Origin of the sequence: Pseudomonas sp. R4-35-07, assembly GCF_003852235.1 — a bacterium.
In the GTDB taxonomy this organism is placed as follows: Bacteria; Pseudomonadota; Gammaproteobacteria; order Pseudomonadales; family Pseudomonadaceae; genus Aquipseudomonas.
This window is the reverse complement of record NZ_CP027732.1, coordinates 4,515,903-4,535,410: the sequence shown is the minus strand read 5'-3', so window position 1 is coordinate 4,535,410 and position 19,508 is coordinate 4,515,903. Positions and strand designations below refer to the sequence as shown.

The window sequence follows — 19,508 nt, the reverse complement described above, 5'->3', positions numbered from 1 at the left end:
TTAACGCGAGGGCATTATTGCGCTTTTTGCGGTTGTTGCGCTTTCCAGGCCTGGAATTCTTTCCATTCGGCACGACGCTGCTCTTGCTGCTTGACGATCTCGTCGAACTTTTTCTGCTGGTCGGGTTTGAGCACGGCGCGGATGTCGGCCTGGGTTTTCTGCTTGCCGGCGGCGATCTCGTCCTGCATGGCTTTCTGGTCAGCGGCTGGCAGTTTGGCCAGGTACTTTTGGGTCAGGTCTTTGCGAGCGTGCCACTGGTCACCCATCAGCTTGCGAATCTGCTCGCGTTGTTCCTTGCTCAAATCCAACTGGGCGAACGGGCCACCTTTACCACGCGGGCCATGTTCACCGTGGCCTGGGCCACCCATCATATGGCCTTCCGGGCCGCCCATCGGGCCTGGACCTTCCGGCATGGCGGCCATTGCGACGGTAGGCAGTGCAGCGGCGAACATCAAAGCGATAAGGGTCTTGCGCATGGGGATTCTCCTGTCTCTATTCCGGTGAGTCCGGATGTGAGTAGATTACCCAGGACAAGGTCAGCGGCGGTCAGGGGAGGGTAAAGGTTTGGTAAGGGTGAGGCGGCGGCCCTGATCGTTCCCACGCTCTGCGTGGGAATGCATCCCGTGACGCTGCGCGTCACCCAAGCGCAAGGCGGGACGCGGAGCGTCCAGGCGGCATTCCCACGCGGAGCATGGGAACGATCGCTCAAGGCGCGTAGTAGTAACCACGGCTGCGCAGCGCCACGATCCGCGGCCGGCCGTCCGGGTGTGGGCCGATTTTCTTGCGCAGGTTGCTGACGTGCATGTCCAGGCTGCGATCGTACAGGGTCAACTTGCGGCCGAGGGCGATTTGCGCCAGCTCCTGTTTATCCAGCGGTTCGCCGGGCTGGCGCAGCAAGGCTTCGAGCAGGCGGCTTTCGGAGACGGTCAGGGTAAATTCCTGTGCGTCGATGCTGACCACGCCGCGCACCGGGCTGAAGCACAAGTCTCCCAGTTCCAGTTGGGTCGACACGGCTGCCGGATGACTGCGGCGCAGCACGGCACGCAAGCGAGCGGTGAGTTCGCGCGGATCGCAAGGCTTGGCCAGGTAATCGTCGGCGCCCAGCTCCAGGCCGAGGATGCGGTCCAGGGGTTCGCCCCGGGCCGAGAGCATCAGCACCGGCAATTCCGGGTGGTCGTTGCGCAATTGCTTGAGCAACTCCAGGCCGCTGCCATCGGGCAGCATCACGTCGAGCACCACCGCCGCCGGGGCAGTTTCGGCCAAGGCCCTGCGGGCACTGGAGCCGTCGTGGCAGGCGCGTACCTGGAAACCTTCCTGGCTCAGCCAACTGGTCAGCAGCTCACAGAGCTCCTGGTCATCATCTATCAGTAACAGCTCGCTCATGACTCACTCAATTTAGCCATTGTCGACGACGACGGTGCCCACCGCTGGCAAAGATGCCGCACAGCAAGGCGATCAGGGCGACGCCCGCGCCGGTGACAAACCATTGCTGCTGCTCGGTCAGCCATCGGGTCAAGGCACCGCCTTGTGTCTCTTTGAGTTGCTGGGCCAGGCGTTGGTTCTCCTGGCGCAAACGACTCAGTTGCGCGCTTTCGCGGGTAGCCTGCGTGCTTTGCAGTTGCTTGCTCAGCGCTTCGCGTAGCCCTTCGCTTTCTTTCAAGCGTTGCTGCAATTCGGTGATCTGGCTGCCGGCACTCAAGGACAGCGGCGTGGAGCTGCCGCTGCTCGAGGTCTCTTCAGCGTGGGCCGTCGCCCCGATCGTAAACACTGCCAACAGACACAACTGACGTAAGCGCATCGGAACTCCTGATTCCACACGGATATTCAGAACGTTGTCGGCAGGTTACCGGGAATGATGAGCCAGCGGGTTGGCGCCGAACCGTTTGGGTTCGGCGCCACCGGGGTCACGGCAGGACTTGCTTGAACGGCTTGATCACGACATCGGCGTAGACGCCCGCCGCCACATAAGGATCAGCCTTGGCCCACGCCTGGGCATCGGCCAGGGAGGCGAACTCGGCAACGATCAGGCTGCCAGTGAAACCCGCTTCGCCCGGCTCGTTACTGTCGGTGGCCGGGTGCGGGCCGGCCAGTACGATGCGGCCTTCGGTTTGCAGCTGCTTGAGGCGCTCGACGTGGGCCGGGCGCACGCTCAGGCGTTTTTCCAGCGAGTTGGCAACATCGGTGGCAATGATGGCGTAGAGCATGTCAGTCCTCGGTTTTCGGCGTGGTGGCGGCAGAGTCATGCAGGTGACGCGACAGGTAGATACCTTGGCCGACCAGGAACAGCAGGGTCATGGCCAGACTGCCGAACACCTTGAAGTCGACCCAGTATTCCTGAAAGGTGAAGGCCACGAACAGGTTGGCGGCACCGCAGAAGATGAAAAACACGATCCAGGCCACGTTCAGGCGCACCCAGATCGGGTCCGGCAGGGTCAGCGCGTGGCCCATGATCCGCTTGATCAGCAGGCGATCACCAATGAAGTGGCTGCCGATGAACACCAGGGCGAACAGCCAGTTGACCACCGGGGCTTTCCATTTGAGGAAGGTTTCGCTGTGGAAGGCCAGGGTCAGGCCGCCGAACACCAGGCAGGCGATGAGGGTCAGCCATTGGCTTTTTTCCAGCTTGCGCTGGGAGATGAAGATGGCGCCGTACACCACGATGGAGCTGATGATCAGCACGGCGGTGGCGCTGTAGATGCCGCCGAACGAGAGCTCGTGACCGGCGATGTCGATGACCCTGGGGTCGAGTTTGGTAACGATGAAAAACAGCAACAGCGGGATGAAGTCGATGAATTGTTTCACAGTAAGAGCCAGAAGCTGGATGTGGCGGCATAATAACAAACATCCTTGGTTGCGATAGCGCCAGCTGACTTGAGGTTACACACTCCCGTGAATGTTGATTTGCACTGCCACAGCACGGCCTCCGACGGCGCCTTGGCGCCCGCGGTACTGGTTGCGCGTGCGTTTGAAAAAGGCGTGCGAGTCCTCGCGTTGACCGACCACGACACCCTCGAAGGCCTCGATGAGGCCCGCACGGCGGCCCAGGCCTTGGGCATGCAGCTGGTCAACGGCGTGGAATTGTCCTGTACCTGGGGCGGCGCCACCATTCATGTGCTCGGCTACGGTTTCGAGCAAAACGCCCCGGCCCTGGTGGCGGCCATCGCCCGATTGCACGATGGCCGCTGGCTGCGGTCCGAAGAAATAAGCCGCAAGCTCAGCCTCAAAGGCATGCCGGGCGCCCTCGACGGCGCTCGGGCTATCCAGCAGGCGTTGGGCGACAGCGGTAATGCACCGGCCCGTCCGCACTTCGCCGACTGGATGGTGCAGGCAGGTTTCGTCAAGGACCGCGCCGAAGCCTTCCGTAAATGGTTGGGCGCGGGCAAGTTGGGCGATGTGAAGCAACATTGGCCGACCCTGGAGGACACCGTGCAGACCCTGCGGGCCGCCGGGGCCTGGGTCAGCCTGGCGCATCCCTGGCATTACGATTTCACCCGCAGCAAGCGCCGCAAGCTGATCAGTGACTATATTGGAGCGGGCGGCCACGCGATCGAAGTGGTCAACGGGCATCAACCCGCCGATCAGGTCGGCAGCCTGGCGATCCTTGCCCGCGAATTTGGTCTGCTGGTCAGTGCCGGCAGTGATTTTCATGGCCCAGGCGGCTGGTCCGAGATCGGCGAGTATCGCCAGGTTCCGCAAGACCTGCCGCTGTTGTGGGGGCGATTCAAGCATGACCCCATTATTGCCACCGTCTGAACAGGTAGAGCTCGTGAGTCAATTCTTCCAGATTCATCCGGAAAACCCCCAGGCGCGCCTGATCAAACAGGCCGTGGAAATCATTCGCGCCGGCGGCGTGGTGATCTATCCAACTGATTCGTCCTACGCCATCGGTTGCCAGATCGGCGACAAGGGCGCGGTCGAGCGCGTAAGACGCCTGCGCCAACTGGATGACAAGCACAACTTTGCGCTGATCTGCAGCGACTTGTCCCAGCTTGGGCTGTTCGCCAAGGTCGACACCGGCACCTTCCGCTTGCTCAAGGCCCATACGCCTGGGCCGTACACCTTCATTCTCAACGCCACCCGCGAAGTGCCGCGCCTGTTACTGCACCCGAAAAAACGCACCATCGGCCTGCGCGTGCCGGAGCACCCGATCGCCCTGGCGCTGCTGGCCGAACTGGGCGAGCCGCTGATGAGCGTGTCGCTGATCCTGCCCGGCGAAACCGAGCCGCTGTATGACCCTTACGAAATGCGCCGCCTGTTGGAGAAACATGTCGACTTGATCATCGACGGTGGCTACGGCGGCAACAAGGCCTCCACCGTGATCAACCTGGCCGATGGCGAGCCGCAAGTGGTGCGTGTAGGGTGCGGCGACCCGACGCCGTTCATGGTCGAGGCCTGAATGTCGGTCGTGGAAACCGTCGATTCCCAGGCGGGGGCCCAGCAGGAACTGCCCTTCGCGATGGTCTATGGCCAGGCAGTCCTGGAAATGCCCCTGGACCTGTACATCCCGCCGGACGCCCTGGAAGTCTTCCTTGAAGCCTTCGAAGGCCCGCTGGACCTGCTGCTGTACCTGATCCGCAAACAGAACATCAACATCCTCGATATTCCCGTGGCGGAAATCACCCGGCAGTACATGGGCTATGTCGAATTGATGCAGTCGGTGCGCCTGGAGCTGGCCGCCGAATACCTGGTGATGGCTGCCATGCTCGCCGAGATCAAGTCGCGCATGCTGCTGCCGCGCGCGGAGACGGTCGAGGCCGAAGAAGATGACCCGCGCGCCGAACTGATCCGCCGCCTGCAGGAATACGAGCGCTTCAAGGCGGCCGCCGAAGGGATCGACGGTTTGAGCCGGGTAGGCCGCGATGTGGTGGTGCCCAAGCTGGATGCCCCGGAAGCCCGAGCGCGCAAACTGTTGCCCGACGTGAGCCTGGAAGAGTTGCTGATGTCCATGGCCGAGGTGCTGCGCCGTGGCGATATGTTCGAAAGCCACCAGGTCAGCCGCGAAGCCCTGTCCACCCGCGAGCGCATGAGCGATGTGCTGGAGCGTCTCAAGGGCGGCGGGTTTGTGCCGTTTGTCGAGCTGTTCACCGCAGAGGAAGGGCGCCTGGGCGTGGTGGTGACTTTCATGGCGATCCTGGAGCTGGTCAAGGAGTCCTTGGTCGAGCTGGTCCAGAATGAGCCGTTTGCGGCTATCCATGTGCGGGCGCGAGCCGAATAACGAGCTGAATCGATGAATCTGACTGAACCCCGCGAACTGGCACCCTTGCTGGAAGCTTTTCTCCTGGCCTCGGGCAAGCCGCAATCTTTGGAGCGCCTGTTCGAACTCTTTGAAGAGGCCGAACGTCCCGAACCGCCGGTGTTCAAGAAGGCGCTGGAGATCCTGCGCAAATCCTGTGACGGTCGCGCCTTTGAATTGCGTGAAGTGGCGTCGGGTTATCGCCTGCAGATCCGCGAGAAATTTTCCCCTTGGGTGGGGCGCTTGTGGGAAGAACGCCCGCAGCGTTATTCACGGGCGATGCTGGAGACCATGGCGTTGATCGCCTATCGCCAGCCGATCACTCGGGGCGAGATCGAAGATGTGCGGGGCGTGGCGGTCAACAGCCATATCGTCAAGACGTTGCTGGAGCGCGAGTGGATCCGCATCGTCGGCTACCGTGACGTGCCGGGCAAACCGGCGATGTTCGCCACCACCAAGGTGTTCCTCGACCACTTCAACCTGAAAAACCTCGACGACCTGCCGCCCTTGGCCGAACTGCGCGAGATGGAAGCCGAACCGGTGCTCGACTTCGACGACGCGCCGGTACCGGCCAGCTTGCAGGAACTGGCCGACGCCAGCGCCGAGCCGGAAGAGCCGAAAGACGAAACCAGTTTCCATACGTTGCTGTTGGAACTGGACGACATGGAGCAGGGCATCAAGACCGATTTTGATGATGTGCTGCGCGATGGCGCCGTAGAGCCTGAGATTCAGGTGAATGTTGAGCCCGAGCCTGACGTCGAAGCAGACATCCTCGGTGTTGCCGATGCCCGGGAAAAACTGCTGGCCGCCGTCGCCGCCCTCGAACAGCCGCCGTTGAGCGATGAGGAAGACGAAGCCCGGGCGCTGGCCGAGGCCATCGAAAACGAACGCCGCCAATTCGAAGACTGACGCAATGATCGTTCCCGCGCTCCGCGTGGGAATGTCGCCTTGGACGCTCCGCGTCCGCTGTGACGCGGAGCGTCACGGGATGCATTACCACGCGAAGCGTGGGAACGAGAGCCTTAGCGATGACTTCCACCAAAGACCCCTGCATCAGCATCTGCAAGTTCAACGACGACATCTGCGTCGGCTGTGGCCGCAGCAAGCGCGAAATCCGTGCCTGGAAGAAACTCGACAAAGTCGACAAGCGCACGGTGCTGGCCGAAGCCGAGCTGCGCCTGCTGGCCCTGGGTGCCACCGGCCGGCGGAAAAGCAAATGATTGTGCCTGGATCGGCTAGTCTCTGATGCGCAACGCGCAGCATGCGCGTATGATTCGCGACCCTTTGCCGAGCTATTCGGCCAAAGCCCCGCTTTCAACACTCTTCAGGCCACGCCTGAATCGACCCACCGGGAGGTGCTTAAGATGAACGACAAAGACCAGAACGACAGCCAGGAAATCGGCCCAGCAGGCGAAAAACTGCAAAAGGTGCTGGCGCGTATCGGCGTGGGCTCGCGCCGCGACGTCGAAGCCTGGATCACCCAGAAGCGCATCAAGGTCAACGGCGTCGAGGCCACCCTTGGCCAGCGCGTCGACCTGCACGATGCAATCACCATCGATGGCAAAGTCATCAAGCGTGAAGAGGCGGCCGAATCGGTACGCCGTGTGATCATGTACAACAAGCCCGATGGCGAGATCTGCACCCGTGACGACCCGGAAGGCCGTCCGACCGTGTTCGACAAGATGCCCAAGCCCAAAGAGGGCCGCTGGATCAACATCGGTCGCCTCGACATCAACACCACGGGCCTGCTGATGTTCACCACCGACGGTGAGTTGGCCAACCGCCTGATGCACCCGTCCTACGAGATGGACCGTGAATACGCCGTGCGTGTGCGGGGTGAAGTCGATGACGAGATGATCGAACGCCTCAAGGCCGGCGTGGTGCTGGAAGACGGCCCGGCCAAGTTCACCGACATCAAGCAGGCGCCAGGTGGCGAAGGGTTCAACCACTGGTACCACTGCGTGGTGATGGAAGGCCGTAACCGCGAAGTGCGTCGCCTCTGGGAATCCCAGGGCCTGGTGGTCAGCCGCCTCAAGCGCGTGCGTTTCGGCCCGGTGTTCCTGAACTCCGACCTGCCGATGGGCCGCTGGCGCGAAATGAGCCAGTACGAAGTCGACATTCTCAGTGCCGAAGTTGGCCTGACGCCGGTGGCCATGCCGCAGATGAACGCCAAGAGCAAAGACAAGCTTGAGCGTATGCAGCGTAAGTCGTCGCGCCCGGTGGCCCGTACCGAACGTGTTGCGCGCACCGTGCGCCCGGCGTTGAACGCTCCGGCCACTGGTGGTCGCATCTCGCGTGAGCCGCAGATCGAAGGTGAGCGTCGTCCAACCGCGCCATCGCGTCAGGAAGGTGAGCGTGCTCCGCGCACGCCGCGCCCAGCGCCGACCGGTGGTCGCAGCAACCGTGGTGAAGCGGAGCGTCCCGCCGACAACGCCAGCACCAAGCGTCCAGCCAAGCCCGCGGCTAACAAGCGCCCTGGGCCGAAACTGGTGGCGGACGAGCCATCGGGCAAGCGCCGTGGCGCGCCGGCCGGTTCCGGCCAGCGTCCTGGGTTTGGTCGCAAGAAGCCGCAGTGATGTCTTAAGCGCTGCACAAAAAAACGCCAACCTTCGGGTTGGCGTTTTTTTTGATTTAAATTTGAAATGCGCTCAATTGTGGGAGGGGGCTTGCTCCCGATAGCGGTGTATCAGCTTGCATAAGCATCGGCTGAACCACCGCAATCGGGAGCAAGCCCCCTCCCACATTTGGGTCTCCAGTGTTTTCGAGTCCTTTGCTCAAAAGGCAAACGTTCCATCAAACACCGGCTTGTCATCCAGCGCCAACACGCCGCTGGCAAAGATCAAATCCAGGTGATGGCTGCCTTTCTGTCCGCCACCCAACCCCAGGTGCAAGCCGCAATGGCGCTCTTCAAAGCCTGCGTTGCGCGCATACAAATCCTTCACGCCTTCATTGGTGCCAATCCCCAATTCCTCCACACGGCGGTTGGACGGGTTGGCGTTGAGGTACTTGTTGAAGTCATCCGCCAGCCCCGGCACCTCGCTGGCCACGCTGCAGATGGTGGAGTTCTCGATCCACAGTTCCAGGGGGGACTCCAGCACGCCGTATTTGCGCGCAAAGGGGATGGTGCTGAGAAAGGTGCCGACAAACCGCACTTGCCCGTTGATGGCTTCGCTGTGGGTGGCGATCTCGCCAGGGGCCAGGTCGTGGTTGCCGACGCCGTTGATATTGGTCCACTTCTTGATGCTGCTCATAGGTGCTTCAAGGCGTGAGCCGTGCTTGTCGGTGAAGCTCAGCACGCTGGCCTCGGACATGCGCCGGATCAACGTGGCGTTGAGGTCGGCGATGCGCTGCGGTTCGACGCTGAAAGTGTCGTAGAAATAGTCGCCGTAATCCTTGAACAGCAGCGACTTTTTCCAATGTTCGGCCATGACGCCGTGCAACGCGCGGATGAAGTCCGGGCCTTCGGCACGCGGGTTGGGCAGGGTCGAGGAATCGTAGAGAAACAGGTACAGGTCGCAGGCTTCGATGGCCTGGGCCAGGGATTCGCTGGCGCTCAGGTCCAGGCGCTGCACCTGGAAATTGAAACGGGCGGCGCTGCCTTGGGTGATTGCCTGGGCGATGGCATCGTAGCGTTCGGTATGGCCCAGCAGCACGGTAGGGCGGCTCAGGCCCTGAAGAGCCGGATGGTGAGCGAGGTAATAGAGAAAATGTTCGACAGCGCGGGCCTTGTCCATGACGAGTGTCCTTCTGTGCCTTGGGTAAGGGGGCAGGTGCCGTGCACGACACCTGCCGGATGCCTGCCGGGTGTTAGAAAGGCCACATCGCGGTGCCAAATGGCACAACGGCATCAGCTTGCATCATTTCAACGGCGGCCTCATGGGTCGGCGCTTCAAACCAATCGTCGAGTTGCAGTTCAGTTTCCAGGTCTTTTTCCAGTGCTTGCATGGTGTATCTCCTAGAGGACGTTGTTTGAGAACGGCTTGCCAGCGGCTCGCAGGCAAGTGAAGAGAACCTAGGAGAGAGTGTTTCAAAATGCAAAATATTTATTGACACGGTTTCATTTGGATTTTTTCTTCGGTTTTTTTGACGTTATTTTTTATCCAGGTAAAACAGCGGATTGGCTGAACCGATTCTTCAGATGAGTCTGACTGACAATTTTCCGTAAACCGTCATTTGAGCCTGCCCGTAAAGCCAATTTTCCGCTGCGTAACGTTAAGTTTACGTTGGCGGCCTGCCCGCTTTGGTTGGAAATCCCCTGTAAGGAATACCTGACAGATTGTCGGGTGCACGTTCCTGGTGCGTGCCGAAGCTGTCGAGCGGTGTACAATGCGCCGCGTTTTACTGTGACCCCCTCTTGCGTATCCACGCAAAGGCCAAGACCCAGGGTGTATCCGCCCTGATCACTCCGTCCGGCCACGAGCCAGACGGGTTCGATTTCGTCACAGATAAAAACAAACAGGTGACGCATGACCGCTAGAAAGACGCTGTACTCCTGGTGCCTGCGCTGGGGTTTGAGCGGCGCTGCTTGAGTCGGTAATTCAAGGCAGCAACCTGCATTCAACCTCTTCAAACCTTGCGTGAGACCTTTTTCATGAGTGGACCCCATTCCTCTTCAGGCGAGCTGAAACGCGGCCTGAAAAATCGGCATATCCAGTTGATCGCCCTCGGTGGCGCCATCGGCACCGGCCTGTTCCTCGGCTCGGCCGGGGTACTCAAGTCCGCCGGCCCATCGATGATCCTGGGCTATGCCATCTGCGGCTTTATCGCCTTCATGATCATGCGCCAGCTCGGCGAAATGATCGTCGAAGAGCCGGTCGCCGGTTCCTTCAGCCATTTTGCCCACAAGTATTGGGGCGGTTTCGCCGGTTTCCTGTCGGGCTGGAACTGCTGGATCCTGTACATCCTGGTGGGGATGTCGGAGCTGACCGCAGTCGGCAAATACGTGCACTACTGGTGGCCGGAGATTCCGACCTGGGTCTCGGCGGCGGCGTTCTTCGTGCTGATCAACCTGATCAACCTGGCCAACGTCAAAGTCTTCGGTGAAGCCGAGTTCTGGTTCGCGATCATCAAGGTAGTGGCCATCGTCGGCATGATTGCCCTGGGCAGCTACCTGCTGGTCAGTGGCAGCGGTGGTCCGCAAGCTTCGGTGAGCAACCTGTGGGACCACGGCGGCTTCTTCCCCCATGGCGTGGGCGGATTAGTGATGGCCATGGCGATCATCATGTTTTCCTTCGGTGGCCTGGAAATGCTCGGGTTTACCGCCGCCGAAGCGGACCAGCCACGCACCGTGATCCCCAAGGCGATCAATCAGGTGATCTACCGCATCCTGATTTTCTACATCGGCGCGTTGGTGGTGCTGTTGTCGCTGACGCCGTGGGACAGCCTGCTGGCCACCCTTAATGCATCGGGCGATGCCTACAGCGGCAGCCCTTTCGTGCAAGTGTTCTCGATGCTGGGCAGCAACACCGCCGCGCATATTCTCAACTTCGTGGTATTGACGGCGGCGCTGTCGGTTTACAACAGCGGCACCTACTGCAACAGCCGCATGCTGTTGGGCATGGCCGAGCAGGGTGACGCGCCGAAAGCGCTGGCCAAGATCGACAAGCGTGGGGTGCCGGTGCGTTCGATCCTGGCGTCGGCGGCCGTTACGCTGGTAGCGGTGTTGATGAACTACTTCATCCCGCAACACGCGCTGGAGTTGCTGATGTCGCTGGTAGTGGCCACGTTGGTGATCAACTGGGCGATGATCAGCTTCTCCCACTTCAAATTCCGTCAGCACATGGACCGCACCGGCCAGGTGCCGCTGTTCAAGGCGCTGTGGTACCCATATGGCAACTGCATCTGCCTGGCGTTCGTGGTGTTTATCCTGGTGATCATGCTGATGATTCCGGGTATCCAGGTGTCGGTGTATGCGATTCCGGTGTGGGTAGCGTTTATGGCTCTGTGCTATTGGTTGAAAAACAAGCGTAAGGCACTGGCCGCCTTGGGCACATCACAGACCGTACTGGAGTAGGGCGGCAACCCTTGAATAAAAGAACCCGGCGCATCGCCGGGTTTTTTATGGCGGCCGCCAAGGCCAAGTGATGTTGATGTTTGTTACAGCGCGGGGGGCAGGCTGAGGAACCTGGTGCGGGTAGGTGACCAATAGAGTCGTGGAGCCTTTACGATCTTTAATCTTCTGGAGTATCAAATGCCGGAATTATCCGCTGTTCCCGCCCACCCATTCATAGCCGTCTCTGCGTATGAACAAGCGGCTGATACCGCTAAGAAAGTGGTTTCGAAACCCCATACGGGTGTTTCTGTCGCTGGAGAAAATTACACACCGGCAGACAAGCATTCGCTGGTCAGCGCTTTTATCAACGATACGCTGCAGAACGTAAACTATGAAAGCAAAGAAAATCTCGAGCGCCGTGCGAAGAATTTCTTCAAAAATATAGAGGCCGAAATGGCCGTTGATTTGGGCGTTGAAAAGGACCTGCTGCGTGAAGACTCGCCAGCAACGCGGTTGTCTTCTCACATGGTGCATCTGATTCGCGGGTTGTGGGCCGAGTCGACGACCAATCCTGCTTTTCGCGAGCAATTACATAAAGAGCTGCTCGCGCCGGACAATGATCCCGATAACATTTTTCTGGCTGGCAAGGATCATCCGGGGACGCTGATGAGGATGAAAAGCCTGCATGCGATGCTGGTCAACGCAGAGCAGGGACCGCTGACCCATGAGCAAGCGCGCGAGGGTGCGGAGGTAACGTTCGGCATCAAGATACTTGGCGAGTCGCTGAAAAAACATGACCCGCTGCTTGCGAATATCGACGCAAACGCCTCCCAGGGACGTGTTTCTGCCAATCGATTGGTAGACGGTAAAAAGACCAATCACTTCGATGATCTTCATGGCACCGATTTGCGCAACGACTTGGGCACGCAAGTGCGGGACGCCTTGGGCGCCTCGGTCATGTTGGGGACGTCGGGTAGCGCATCAGATGTCGCCTCTACCCTTCGTTACGCTGCCCGTTCGCAGGGCCAGTCAATGTGGCCGCAGGGGATGACTGAAACCCAGGGGCGCGAAGGCTTGACCGGACTGATGTTTAATCTGATGCGCAACAAAATCGCGGATACCGCTCAAGGGTTCTACGACGAGATGCGTCATGATCTACACGGTTTGCCGCCCAAGCATGTTGAGCCTTCGATGATCTTTTCTCATTCCTACCCGGAAGTGGTATCTGGGGTTGAAATGACGCTCAACAATGAAAAACCTACAGACCGTGGCGCCATGATCAGGTCGACACAGCTGGCACAGGCGCAGTTGGAGACGGCGTTCACCAACCGTCAGTAACCCGCGTCTGTATGGCGATGTATAGGTGATGCCGATGCCGTGAAGGGGCGTGTTCGCGTATGCTGGTCGGCCTGAATCACGGACCTGTTCCAATGCTGGTAATTTCCAACAACGTGCACTTGCCCGACGCCGAAATCGAGCTGACCGCCATTCGCGCCCAGGGCGCCGGGGGGCAGAACGTCAACAAGGTTTCCAGCGCGGTGCACCTGCGTTTTGATATTCCCGCATCGTCGCTGCCGGAATTCTACAAGGAGCGGCTGTTGGCATTACGCGACAGCCGTATCACCAGTGATGGCGTGCTGGTGCTCAAGGCCCAGCAATATCGCACCCAGGAACAGAACCGCGCCGATGCGCTGGAGCGCCTGGTGGAGTTGATCCTCAGCGCCACCAAGGTCGAGAAGAAACGCCGCCCGACCAAGCCGACCCTGGGCTCGAAAAAGCGTCGCCTCGAATCCAAGACCAAGCGTGGCAGCATCAAGGCCGGGCGCGGCAAGGTCGACTTCTAGGCCTCGCGTGCTTCGCGGGCCTTGGGCGCCTGGCGGTACAGGTACACACTCAGCAGCAAGCCACCCAGGGCGGCGAGGGCGGCGAACAGGAAGATCGACGCGAAGCCGAAGCCTGCCGCCACAGCCCCGGCCAATGGCCCGGTGATACCCAGCGATAAGTCGATGAACAACGAATAAGCCCCCACCGCCGAACCGCGACTTGAGGCGGGCACCAGGTTGACCGCTTCCACCCCCAGCGCCGGAAATACCAGGGAAAAGCCAAACCCGCTCAACGCCGCGCCCGCCAGGGCCAGGTTGGCGTCCGGCGCCAGCCACAGCAACAACAGCCCAAGGATCTCCACCGACAGGCAGGCAATCGCCACGCGAAACCCGCCGATACGGTTGATCAGGTTGCCGAACAGCAGGCGCGCACCGATAAAGCTGGCGCCAAACAAGCTCAAGGCCCACACCGCGTTATCCCAATGCTGGGTGGTGTAATACAAAGTGATAAAGGTTGCGATGGTGCCAAAGCCGATAGAACCCAACGCCAGCGCGCAGCCGTGCGGCAATACGCGGCCCAGCACGTTCATGAACGGCAGGCGCACGCCGGTCACGATGGGCGCGGCAACCTTGTTCCAGGCCAGCAATAGGCCGATTGCCGCCAGCAGGAGGATGCTGACGCCCATGCTCCACAGTCCGAAATTTCTTACCAGTAATACGCCCAACGGCGCACCGACCGCCAAGGCGCCATAACTGGCGATGCCATTCCAGGAGATGACCTTGGCGGTGTTCGCCGCGCCGACCCGGCCGATGCCCCACCCGATGGCGCCCGAGCCCACCAGGCTTTCAGCACTGCCCAACACCAGGCGGCCGATCAGCAGGCTGGCGAGGCTCAAGGCCGGCAGGCTTGAAAACCATGCCGCGAGCAGCATGAACACACCGCTCAAGCCACACCCCGCAAGGCCGATCAGCACCGCGCGCTTGCTGCCCAGGTTGTCGATGATTTTGCCCGCATACGGGCGGCTCAGCAGGGTGGCCAGGTACTGCACGCTGATCACCAGGCCGGCAATCACCGCGCCATAGCCCAGTTCGCTATGCACATAGCCCGGCAAAACGGCCAGGGGGATGCCGATGTTCAGGTAACCGATAAAGGTGAACAGCACGATGGAAACGACTTGCAGCGTGACCGCCATGGGGCGCTGGGTATCTGGCATGGGAGAGGTCCACTGTCGCAGCAGGTAAAGATAGGCTGCTAATGATACCGGTGGTTGGGCTCGCGTAGGGCGCTAAAGCGCAAAAACCTCAGACCGGGAAGACCTCAGGGTTGCGCAGGGGCCAGCAATTGGGTGGTGACTAGGGCGGCCAAGGCGTTTTCCTGGGTACCGAAGCGCTTGAGCAACGTGGCTTGTTTGTCCGCGCTGAGGCGGTTCCACACCTCGATCATTTGCAAGGCAGCGTCGAGGACGGCGGTGTCCGGGGAATCGGGAAGGGTGTCGGTCATGGCGGGTATCCCAGAGTTCAGGCAGTGTGGAAAACGCTTGAAGTGGCGCTTTCCACACGGTCTGGTACGGCGTCAGTCCTGGCGTTTGCTGTCGACTGGTTTGGCTTGTTTGGCTTCAGGCTGCTTTGGGCTGGCCTGCTGCGGTGTTGGCTGCTCTGTTGGGTGCAGGCTTGGGAAGGGGAGATTAGGTATCTCGTGCATCGTCGTCGCTCCTCGCAAGGTCTGTTTTAAATCGCGGGTGATTGCGCGCTCTCAAAAAGCCTTGGCAGGATACAGCACCGTAAATGACAAATAGACTTTTATATCCACGAAAACTAGAACGGCACCTTGCCTAGGATCATGTCGCGGTACATCACAAAATCACCCAGCAGGCTGTAAAACGGGTGCTGAAAGGTCGCCGGGCGGTTTTTTTCAAAAAAGAAGTGGCCGATCCAGGCAAAGCTGTAGCCGGCAATCGGCACGGCCAGCAGCAGGCCCGGCGAGCCGCGACCCAGGGCATACGCCAGAATGCCGATCACGAGGGTGGTGCCGATAAAGTGCAGGCGCCGGCAGGTGCTGTTGCCATGCTCTGCCAGGTAATACGGGTAAAACTCGGCGAAGCTGTTGAATCGCTTGAGATTTTCCACTGTGGCCGGCCCTTTGATTGTTATGCCGCCCAACAGATGTTCGGCGGGGAGCTTATTGGAGTCTAGAGTGATCAATGGTTACAGCCAGTGACAATAGATGCCACTTTAGTATCCTTGCCTTCCTGGCCTGCCATTCAGGCCCGCTTTATTCAAGAAGACGCCATGAGCGAACGAACAACTTCTGCAAGCTGGGCGATGGGGATAGTCAAGGCCTTGGAAATGGACGGCCTGGATTGCCGGGCCCTGTTCCAACAACTGGGGCTGGACTACGCCGCCCTCAGTGATCCCGACGCACGGTTTGCGCAAGACGCCATGACCCGTTTGTGGCAGCGCGCGGTGGAGGTGTCGGGCAACCCGGCAATTGGCCTGAACATGGGGAAAGTGGTGCGCCCGGCATCGTTTCATGTGGCCGGTTATGCCTTGATGTCCAGCAACACCCTGGCCGAAGGCTTCGGGCGCCTGGTGCGTTACCAGCGCATCATCGCCGAAAGCGCCGACTTGAGCTTCCGCTTGTTACCCGAGGGGTATGCGCTGATTCTGACAGTGCACGGCGACCATCTGCCGCCCACCCGGCAAAGCGCCGAAGCCTCGCTGGCCAGCGCGTTGGCGCTGTGCGGCTGGCTCACCGGGCGAACCCTGCAACCGCGTAAAGTACTGTTGCAAGGCGCTCAGCCGGTCGACCTGGCGCCCTATAAACAGGTGTTCCATGCGCCGCTGGAATTCAATGCGCCCTATGACGCGCTGATTTTCGAACAGGCTGACATGGATGCTCCGCTGCCCACGGCCAACGAGGCCATGGCGCTGCTGCATGATCGTTTTGCCGGAGAATACCTGGCGCGCTTTTCCGAAAGCCGCGTGACTCACAAGGCACGGCAAGTGCTGTGCCGCCTGCTGCCCCAGGGCGAACCCAAGCGCGAAGTGGTGGCGCAGACGTTGCACCTGTCCCAGCGTACCTTGCAGCGGCGTTTGCAGGAGGAGGGCACCAGCTTCCAGACCCTGCTCGATGACACCCGCCGCGAGCTGGCCGAGCAATACCTGGCGCAGCCGAGCATGACCTTGCTGGAAATTGCCTACCTATTGGGGTTCGCCGACCCGAGCAACTTCTTTCGCGCGTTTCGCCGCTGGTTCGACGCCACGCCCGGCGAATACCGGGCGCGGTTGCTGCAAGCGTCGAGCGTCAGTGACGCCAGAACGCCGGAATACAAAGCACAAACACCGTAATAATTTCCAGCCGCCCCAGCAGCATGCCCAGCGACAGAATCCACTTGGCCGCATCCGGCAGGCTGGCGAAGTTGCCGGCCGGGCCGATGGTTTCACCCAGGCCGGGGCCGACGCCGGATACAGTGCTGGCCGCGCCGGTCAACGCGGTCATCCAGTCCAGCCCCAGCAGTGACAGGGCCAGCGCGATGGCGCAGATGGTGATGGCGAAGAAAAACGAAAAGGTCAGGATCGAGCGTACGATTTCTTCATCGAGACGATGGCCGTTGTACTTCTGTTTGATCACCGCGCGTGGGTGAATCAGCTGGTTAAGGTTGGCCTTGAGCAGGATATAGGCAACCTGGAAGCGGAAGATCTTGATCCCTCCGGCAGTGGAGCCCGAACAGCCGCCGATAAAGCCCAGATAGAAGAACAGCATCAGTGAGAAATTGCCCCAAAGGCTGTAGTCCCCCAGCGCGAAACCGGTGGTGGTTACCACCGAGGTGACGTTCAACGCCACATGGCGCAGGGCGTCCAGCCAGTGCAGGTTGGTGGTCCACCAATACCAGGTGCCGAGCACCAGCCAGGTCACCAGCAGCAGGCCGAGCAAACCCTGCACCTGCTGGTCTTTGATCAGCGCCTGGCGGTTGCCGCGCAATGTCGCCACATACAGGGTGAACGGCAAGCTGCCGAGGATCATCACCACTACCGCCACCCAGTGCACCGCCGGTTGCTTCCAGTGCGCCAGGGATTCATCGGAGGTGGAAAACCCACCAGTGGAAATCGCCGACATGGCGTGGTTGATCGCATCGAACAACCCCATCCCGGCCCACCAGAACGCCAGGCTGCCGAGGATGGTGATGCCCACATACGCCGCAACGATCAGCCGCGCCACCATATGGGAGCGTGGCATGACCTTTTCCGAACGGTCCGAAGATTCGGTCTGGAACAGGCGCATGCCGCCGATGCGCAGCAGTGGCAGGATCGCCACCGCCATGCCGATAAAGCCGATACCGCCGAGCCAGTGCAACAGCGAGCGCCACATCAGGATGCCCGGCGACATGCTGTCCAGCCCACTCAATACCGTGGACCCGGTGGCCGTGATGCCGGACATGCTTTCAAAAAACGAGTCGGTGTAGCTGATGTGCTGGGTCAGCAAAAACGGCAGCGCCGCGAACACGCACACCACCACCCAGCTTGTCACCGTCAGCAGGTACATGTCCCGTGGGCGCAGGTGCACATGCTCGGGGCGACCGGGAATGACCAGGGCCAGGCCGGCGATGAAGGTGATCATGCTGGCCCACAGGAAAGAGGGCAGGTCGCCGGTGCGTTCGAAGATCACCAGGGTGGCCATGGGCACGACCATGGCGATCGCAAGCGTGATCAGGAAGATGCCGATGATGAAACCGATGATGCGCAGGGTCGGCAACGCCATGAAGTTCGCTCAGGTGTGGGGGTGGCGCCATTCTACCTGCGGTGCAGGGCATGTAAACCGGCGGACTTGGAAACAACGGGGATCAACTGTGGGAGGGGGCTTGCTCCCGATGGCGCCGGGTCAGCAAATACATTTGTCACTGACACACCGCTATCGGGAGCAAGCCCCCTCCCACATGGATTCACTGTGCTGGACAGATTGAATAAAAAAGGCGACCCAAAGGTCGCCTCATTCAACTGCGCTTCGATCAGAACTCGTGATCAGCGCTGTCCGGGTTCAGGTCGCTGATGCCCAGTTTGCCCGCAGCGGCTTCGATTGAACCGGTCTGCTTGACCAGTGCAGCGATTGCGTCACGCACGATCTGGTTACCCGCATCGTTACCGGCTGCGATCAACTGGTCGTAGTGCTCGCCCTTGGCGGCGTGGTCAACCATCACCTGGATCTTCGCTTCGGTCGCCGCCAGGTCAGCCTTGAGGGCTGCATCGGCCGCCGGGTCGGCTTTGGCAACCAGGGACGACAGGCTCGGGCCGGTCAGCTTGTTGCCGTCGACGCGGGTGTACTCGCCCAGGTAGACGTTGCGGATGCCCTTGGCGTCATAGAAGTGCGAGTTATGCGTGTTGTCGCTGAAGCAGTCCTGCTCGTCTTCCGGCGAGTTGGCCTCCAGGGACACCTTCATGCGTTCGCCAGCCAGCTCGCCGAGGGACAGGCTGCCCATGCCGAACAACATTTTGCGCAGGCCGTCGGTAGCCGGTTCCGACTCCAGGGTGGCGCGGTAGTTGTCTTCGACGTTGGGCTTCCAGTTGCCGACCATTTCCTGCAGGTCGCTGACCAGCAGCTGGGTTACGGCGCGCAGGTAGGTACGACGACGCTCGTTGTGGCCGCCGGTGGCACCGTCACCGGTCATGTAATCCGAGGCCGGGCGGTTCCCGGCGCCTGGACCGGTACCGTTGAGGTCCTGGCCCCAGAGCAGGAATTCGATGGCGTGATAGCCGGTGGCGACGTTGGCTTCGGAACCGCCCAGCTCATTGAGGCTCGCGAGTTTTTCCGGGGTGATCTCCTTGACGTCGACCTTGTCTTCGCCGACCTGTACCTCGGTGTTGGCGATGATGTTGGCGTTGGCGCCTGGATTGCCCAGTGCGTGTTCGTAGGATTTGTCGACATAGTCGATCAGCCCCTCGTCCAGGGGCCAGGCGTTCACCTGGCCTTCCCAGTCGTCGATGATGGTGTTGCCGAAGCGGAACACTTCACTCTGCAGGTAAGGTACGCGCGCAGCGATCCAGGCGGTACGGGCCGCTTTGAGCGTGTCGTCGTTCGGGTTGGCCAGGAAGGTGTCGATGGCGGTCTGCAGGGTTTTCGCGGTGGACTCGGCGTCGCTGTACACCGCAAACACCATGTCTGCGTAATGCGCGACCACGGCCTTGGCGGCAGCCTCGTCGACCTGGCCCGCAGGCGCGGCGGGCGCTGGGGCGGTAGTGCTGGCAGCGGCAGGCGCCTGAGGCGCGGCGGCCTTGTCTTTACCTTCGCCGCAACCGGCGAGAGAAATGGCGATAGCCAGCAGACTGGCGGTGGCCAGGGGCATACGAATCATGGCGAACATCCTGCTTCGGTTGTTGATAGGGCGCGCGCGCGGGCGCAAAAGCTGCGACATAATGCGAAAGATTTGCATTTTGTGTAAAGGCTTATACGCGTGAAATATTTGGA

The 19,508-nt window shown here is 60.6% G+C and carries 22 protein-coding genes; 10 read left to right on the top strand and 12 right to left on the bottom strand.

Annotated features, from left to right (window positions below):
• Positions 1–14: 14 nt before the first annotated feature.
• The 5 genes from C4J89_RS20710 to C4J89_RS20690 form a co-directional block, all read right to left on the bottom strand.
• Positions 15–476 (bottom strand): LTXXQ domain protein, encoded by a 462-nt coding sequence (locus C4J89_RS20710; protein ID WP_124415456.1) that lies wholly within the window; start codon positions 474–476, stop codon positions 15–17.
• A gap of 229 nt (positions 477–705) precedes the next feature.
• Positions 706–1,383, bottom strand: coding sequence for a response regulator transcription factor (locus tag C4J89_RS20705; protein ID WP_124405115.1), 678 nt, complete (start codon positions 1,381–1,383; stop codon positions 706–708).
• A gap of 7 nt (positions 1,384–1,390) precedes the next feature.
• A complete protein-coding gene (locus C4J89_RS20700) occupies positions 1,391–1,798 on the bottom strand; it encodes a translation initiation factor 2 (RefSeq protein WP_124364151.1) in 408 nt (135 codons plus the stop codon).
• A 106-nt stretch (positions 1,799–1,904) separates the two neighbouring features.
• Entirely contained in the window at positions 1,905–2,204 is a 300-nt protein-coding gene (locus C4J89_RS20695; RefSeq protein WP_124364150.1) for a YciI family protein, read from the bottom strand.
• Between the two features lies 1 nt (position 2,205).
• Positions 2,206–2,802 carry a septation protein A gene (locus C4J89_RS20690; protein WP_124415455.1) on the bottom strand — a complete coding sequence of 199 codons (597 nt, stop codon included), beginning with the start codon at positions 2,800–2,802 and terminating at the stop codon, positions 2,206–2,208.
• Positions 2,803–2,889: 87 nt separating this feature from the next.
• On the opposite strand from C4J89_RS20690, the gene C4J89_RS20685 reads away from it, so the two are divergent.
• From C4J89_RS20685 to rluB, 6 genes are all read left to right on the top strand, one after another.
• On the top strand, positions 2,890–3,753 hold the full coding sequence (locus C4J89_RS20685) for a PHP domain-containing protein (protein ID WP_124415454.1): 864 nt from the start codon (positions 2,890–2,892) through the stop codon (positions 3,751–3,753).
• Positions 3,754–3,766: 13 nt separating this feature from the next.
• Entirely contained in the window at positions 3,767–4,396 is a 630-nt protein-coding gene (locus C4J89_RS20680) for an L-threonylcarbamoyladenylate synthase (protein ID WP_124364147.1), read from the top strand.
• Between the two features lie 120 nt (positions 4,397–4,516).
• The gene (locus C4J89_RS20675) at positions 4,517–5,215 is read left to right on the top strand and encodes a ScpA family protein (protein ID WP_177412781.1); all 699 of its coding nucleotides are present in this window, start codon (positions 4,517–4,519) and stop codon (positions 5,213–5,215) included.
• A gap of 12 nt (positions 5,216–5,227) precedes the next feature.
• A complete protein-coding gene (gene scpB, locus C4J89_RS20670) occupies positions 5,228–6,142 on the top strand; it encodes an SMC-Scp complex subunit ScpB (protein ID WP_124410637.1) in 915 nt (304 codons plus the stop codon).
• Between the two features lie 119 nt (positions 6,143–6,261).
• Entirely contained in the window at positions 6,262–6,453 is a 192-nt protein-coding gene (locus C4J89_RS20665; protein ID WP_057723807.1) for a DUF1289 domain-containing protein, read from the top strand.
• Positions 6,454–6,597: 144 nt separating this feature from the next.
• On the top strand, positions 6,598–7,809 hold the full coding sequence (gene rluB, locus C4J89_RS20660) for a 23S rRNA pseudouridine(2605) synthase RluB (RefSeq protein WP_124415453.1): 1,212 nt from the start codon (positions 6,598–6,600) through the stop codon (positions 7,807–7,809).
• 198 nt (positions 7,810–8,007) lie between these two features.
• Here the strand turns inward: rluB and C4J89_RS20655 are convergent, their stop codons facing one another.
• Positions 8,008–8,967, bottom strand: coding sequence for a leucyl aminopeptidase (locus tag C4J89_RS20655; RefSeq protein ID WP_124364142.1), 960 nt, complete (start codon positions 8,965–8,967; stop codon positions 8,008–8,010).
• Between the two features lie 73 nt (positions 8,968–9,040).
• Positions 9,041–9,178: a hypothetical protein gene (locus C4J89_RS26975; RefSeq protein WP_003237751.1), complete on the bottom strand. Its 138-nt coding sequence runs from the start codon at positions 9,176–9,178 to the stop codon at positions 9,041–9,043.
• Between the two features lie 646 nt (positions 9,179–9,824).
• Between C4J89_RS26975 and C4J89_RS20650 the strand changes: the two genes are divergently transcribed.
• From C4J89_RS20650 to arfB, 3 genes are all read left to right on the top strand, one after another.
• A complete protein-coding gene (locus C4J89_RS20650) occupies positions 9,825–11,246 on the top strand; it encodes an amino acid permease (RefSeq protein WP_124415452.1) in 1,422 nt (473 codons plus the stop codon).
• A 177-nt stretch (positions 11,247–11,423) separates the two neighbouring features.
• Positions 11,424–12,563, top strand: a complete 1,140-nt coding sequence (locus C4J89_RS20645) for a hypothetical protein (protein WP_124415451.1) — start codon at positions 11,424–11,426, stop codon at positions 12,561–12,563.
• A 92-nt stretch (positions 12,564–12,655) separates the two neighbouring features.
• Complete coding sequence (gene arfB, locus C4J89_RS20640) at positions 12,656–13,069, top strand: alternative ribosome rescue aminoacyl-tRNA hydrolase ArfB (RefSeq protein WP_017847165.1); 414 nt, start codon at positions 12,656–12,658, stop codon at positions 13,067–13,069.
• Here the strand turns inward: arfB and C4J89_RS20635 are convergent.
• The 3 genes from C4J89_RS20635 to C4J89_RS20625 all read right to left on the bottom strand — a co-directional run bounded on the left by C4J89_RS20635 (position 13,066) and on the right by C4J89_RS20625 (position 15,175).
• On the bottom strand, positions 13,066–14,262 hold the full coding sequence (locus tag C4J89_RS20635) for an MFS transporter (protein WP_124364138.1): 1,197 nt from the start codon (positions 14,260–14,262) through the stop codon (positions 13,066–13,068). The two genes, arfB and C4J89_RS20635, sit on opposite strands and share 4 nt — an antisense overlap.
• Before the next feature lie 104 nt (positions 14,263–14,366).
• Positions 14,367–14,549 (bottom strand): hypothetical protein, encoded by a 183-nt coding sequence (locus tag C4J89_RS20630; RefSeq protein WP_124368131.1) that lies wholly within the window; start codon positions 14,547–14,549, stop codon positions 14,367–14,369.
• A gap of 314 nt (positions 14,550–14,863) precedes the next feature.
• On the bottom strand, positions 14,864–15,175 hold the full coding sequence (locus C4J89_RS20625; RefSeq protein WP_124415450.1) for a DUF962 domain-containing protein: 312 nt from the start codon (positions 15,173–15,175) through the stop codon (positions 14,864–14,866).
• Between the two features lie 162 nt (positions 15,176–15,337).
• Between C4J89_RS20625 and C4J89_RS20620 the strand changes: the two genes are divergently transcribed.
• Positions 15,338–16,396 (top strand): AraC family transcriptional regulator, encoded by a 1,059-nt coding sequence (locus C4J89_RS20620; protein ID WP_124364135.1) that lies wholly within the window; start codon positions 15,338–15,340, stop codon positions 16,394–16,396.
• Here C4J89_RS20620 and C4J89_RS20615 read toward each other — a convergent pair.
• Both C4J89_RS20615 and C4J89_RS20610 read right to left on the bottom strand, forming a co-directional pair.
• Entirely contained in the window at positions 16,353–17,807 is a 1,455-nt protein-coding gene (locus C4J89_RS20615; RefSeq protein WP_124364134.1) for a TrkH family potassium uptake protein, read from the bottom strand. The genes C4J89_RS20620 and C4J89_RS20615 overlap by 44 nt on opposite strands.
• Positions 17,808–18,054: 247 nt before the next feature.
• Positions 18,055–19,395 carry an imelysin family protein gene (locus tag C4J89_RS20610; RefSeq protein ID WP_124364132.1) on the bottom strand — a complete coding sequence of 447 codons (1,341 nt, stop codon included), beginning with the start codon at positions 19,393–19,395 and terminating at the stop codon, positions 18,055–18,057.
• Positions 19,396–19,508: the final 113 nt, after the last annotated feature.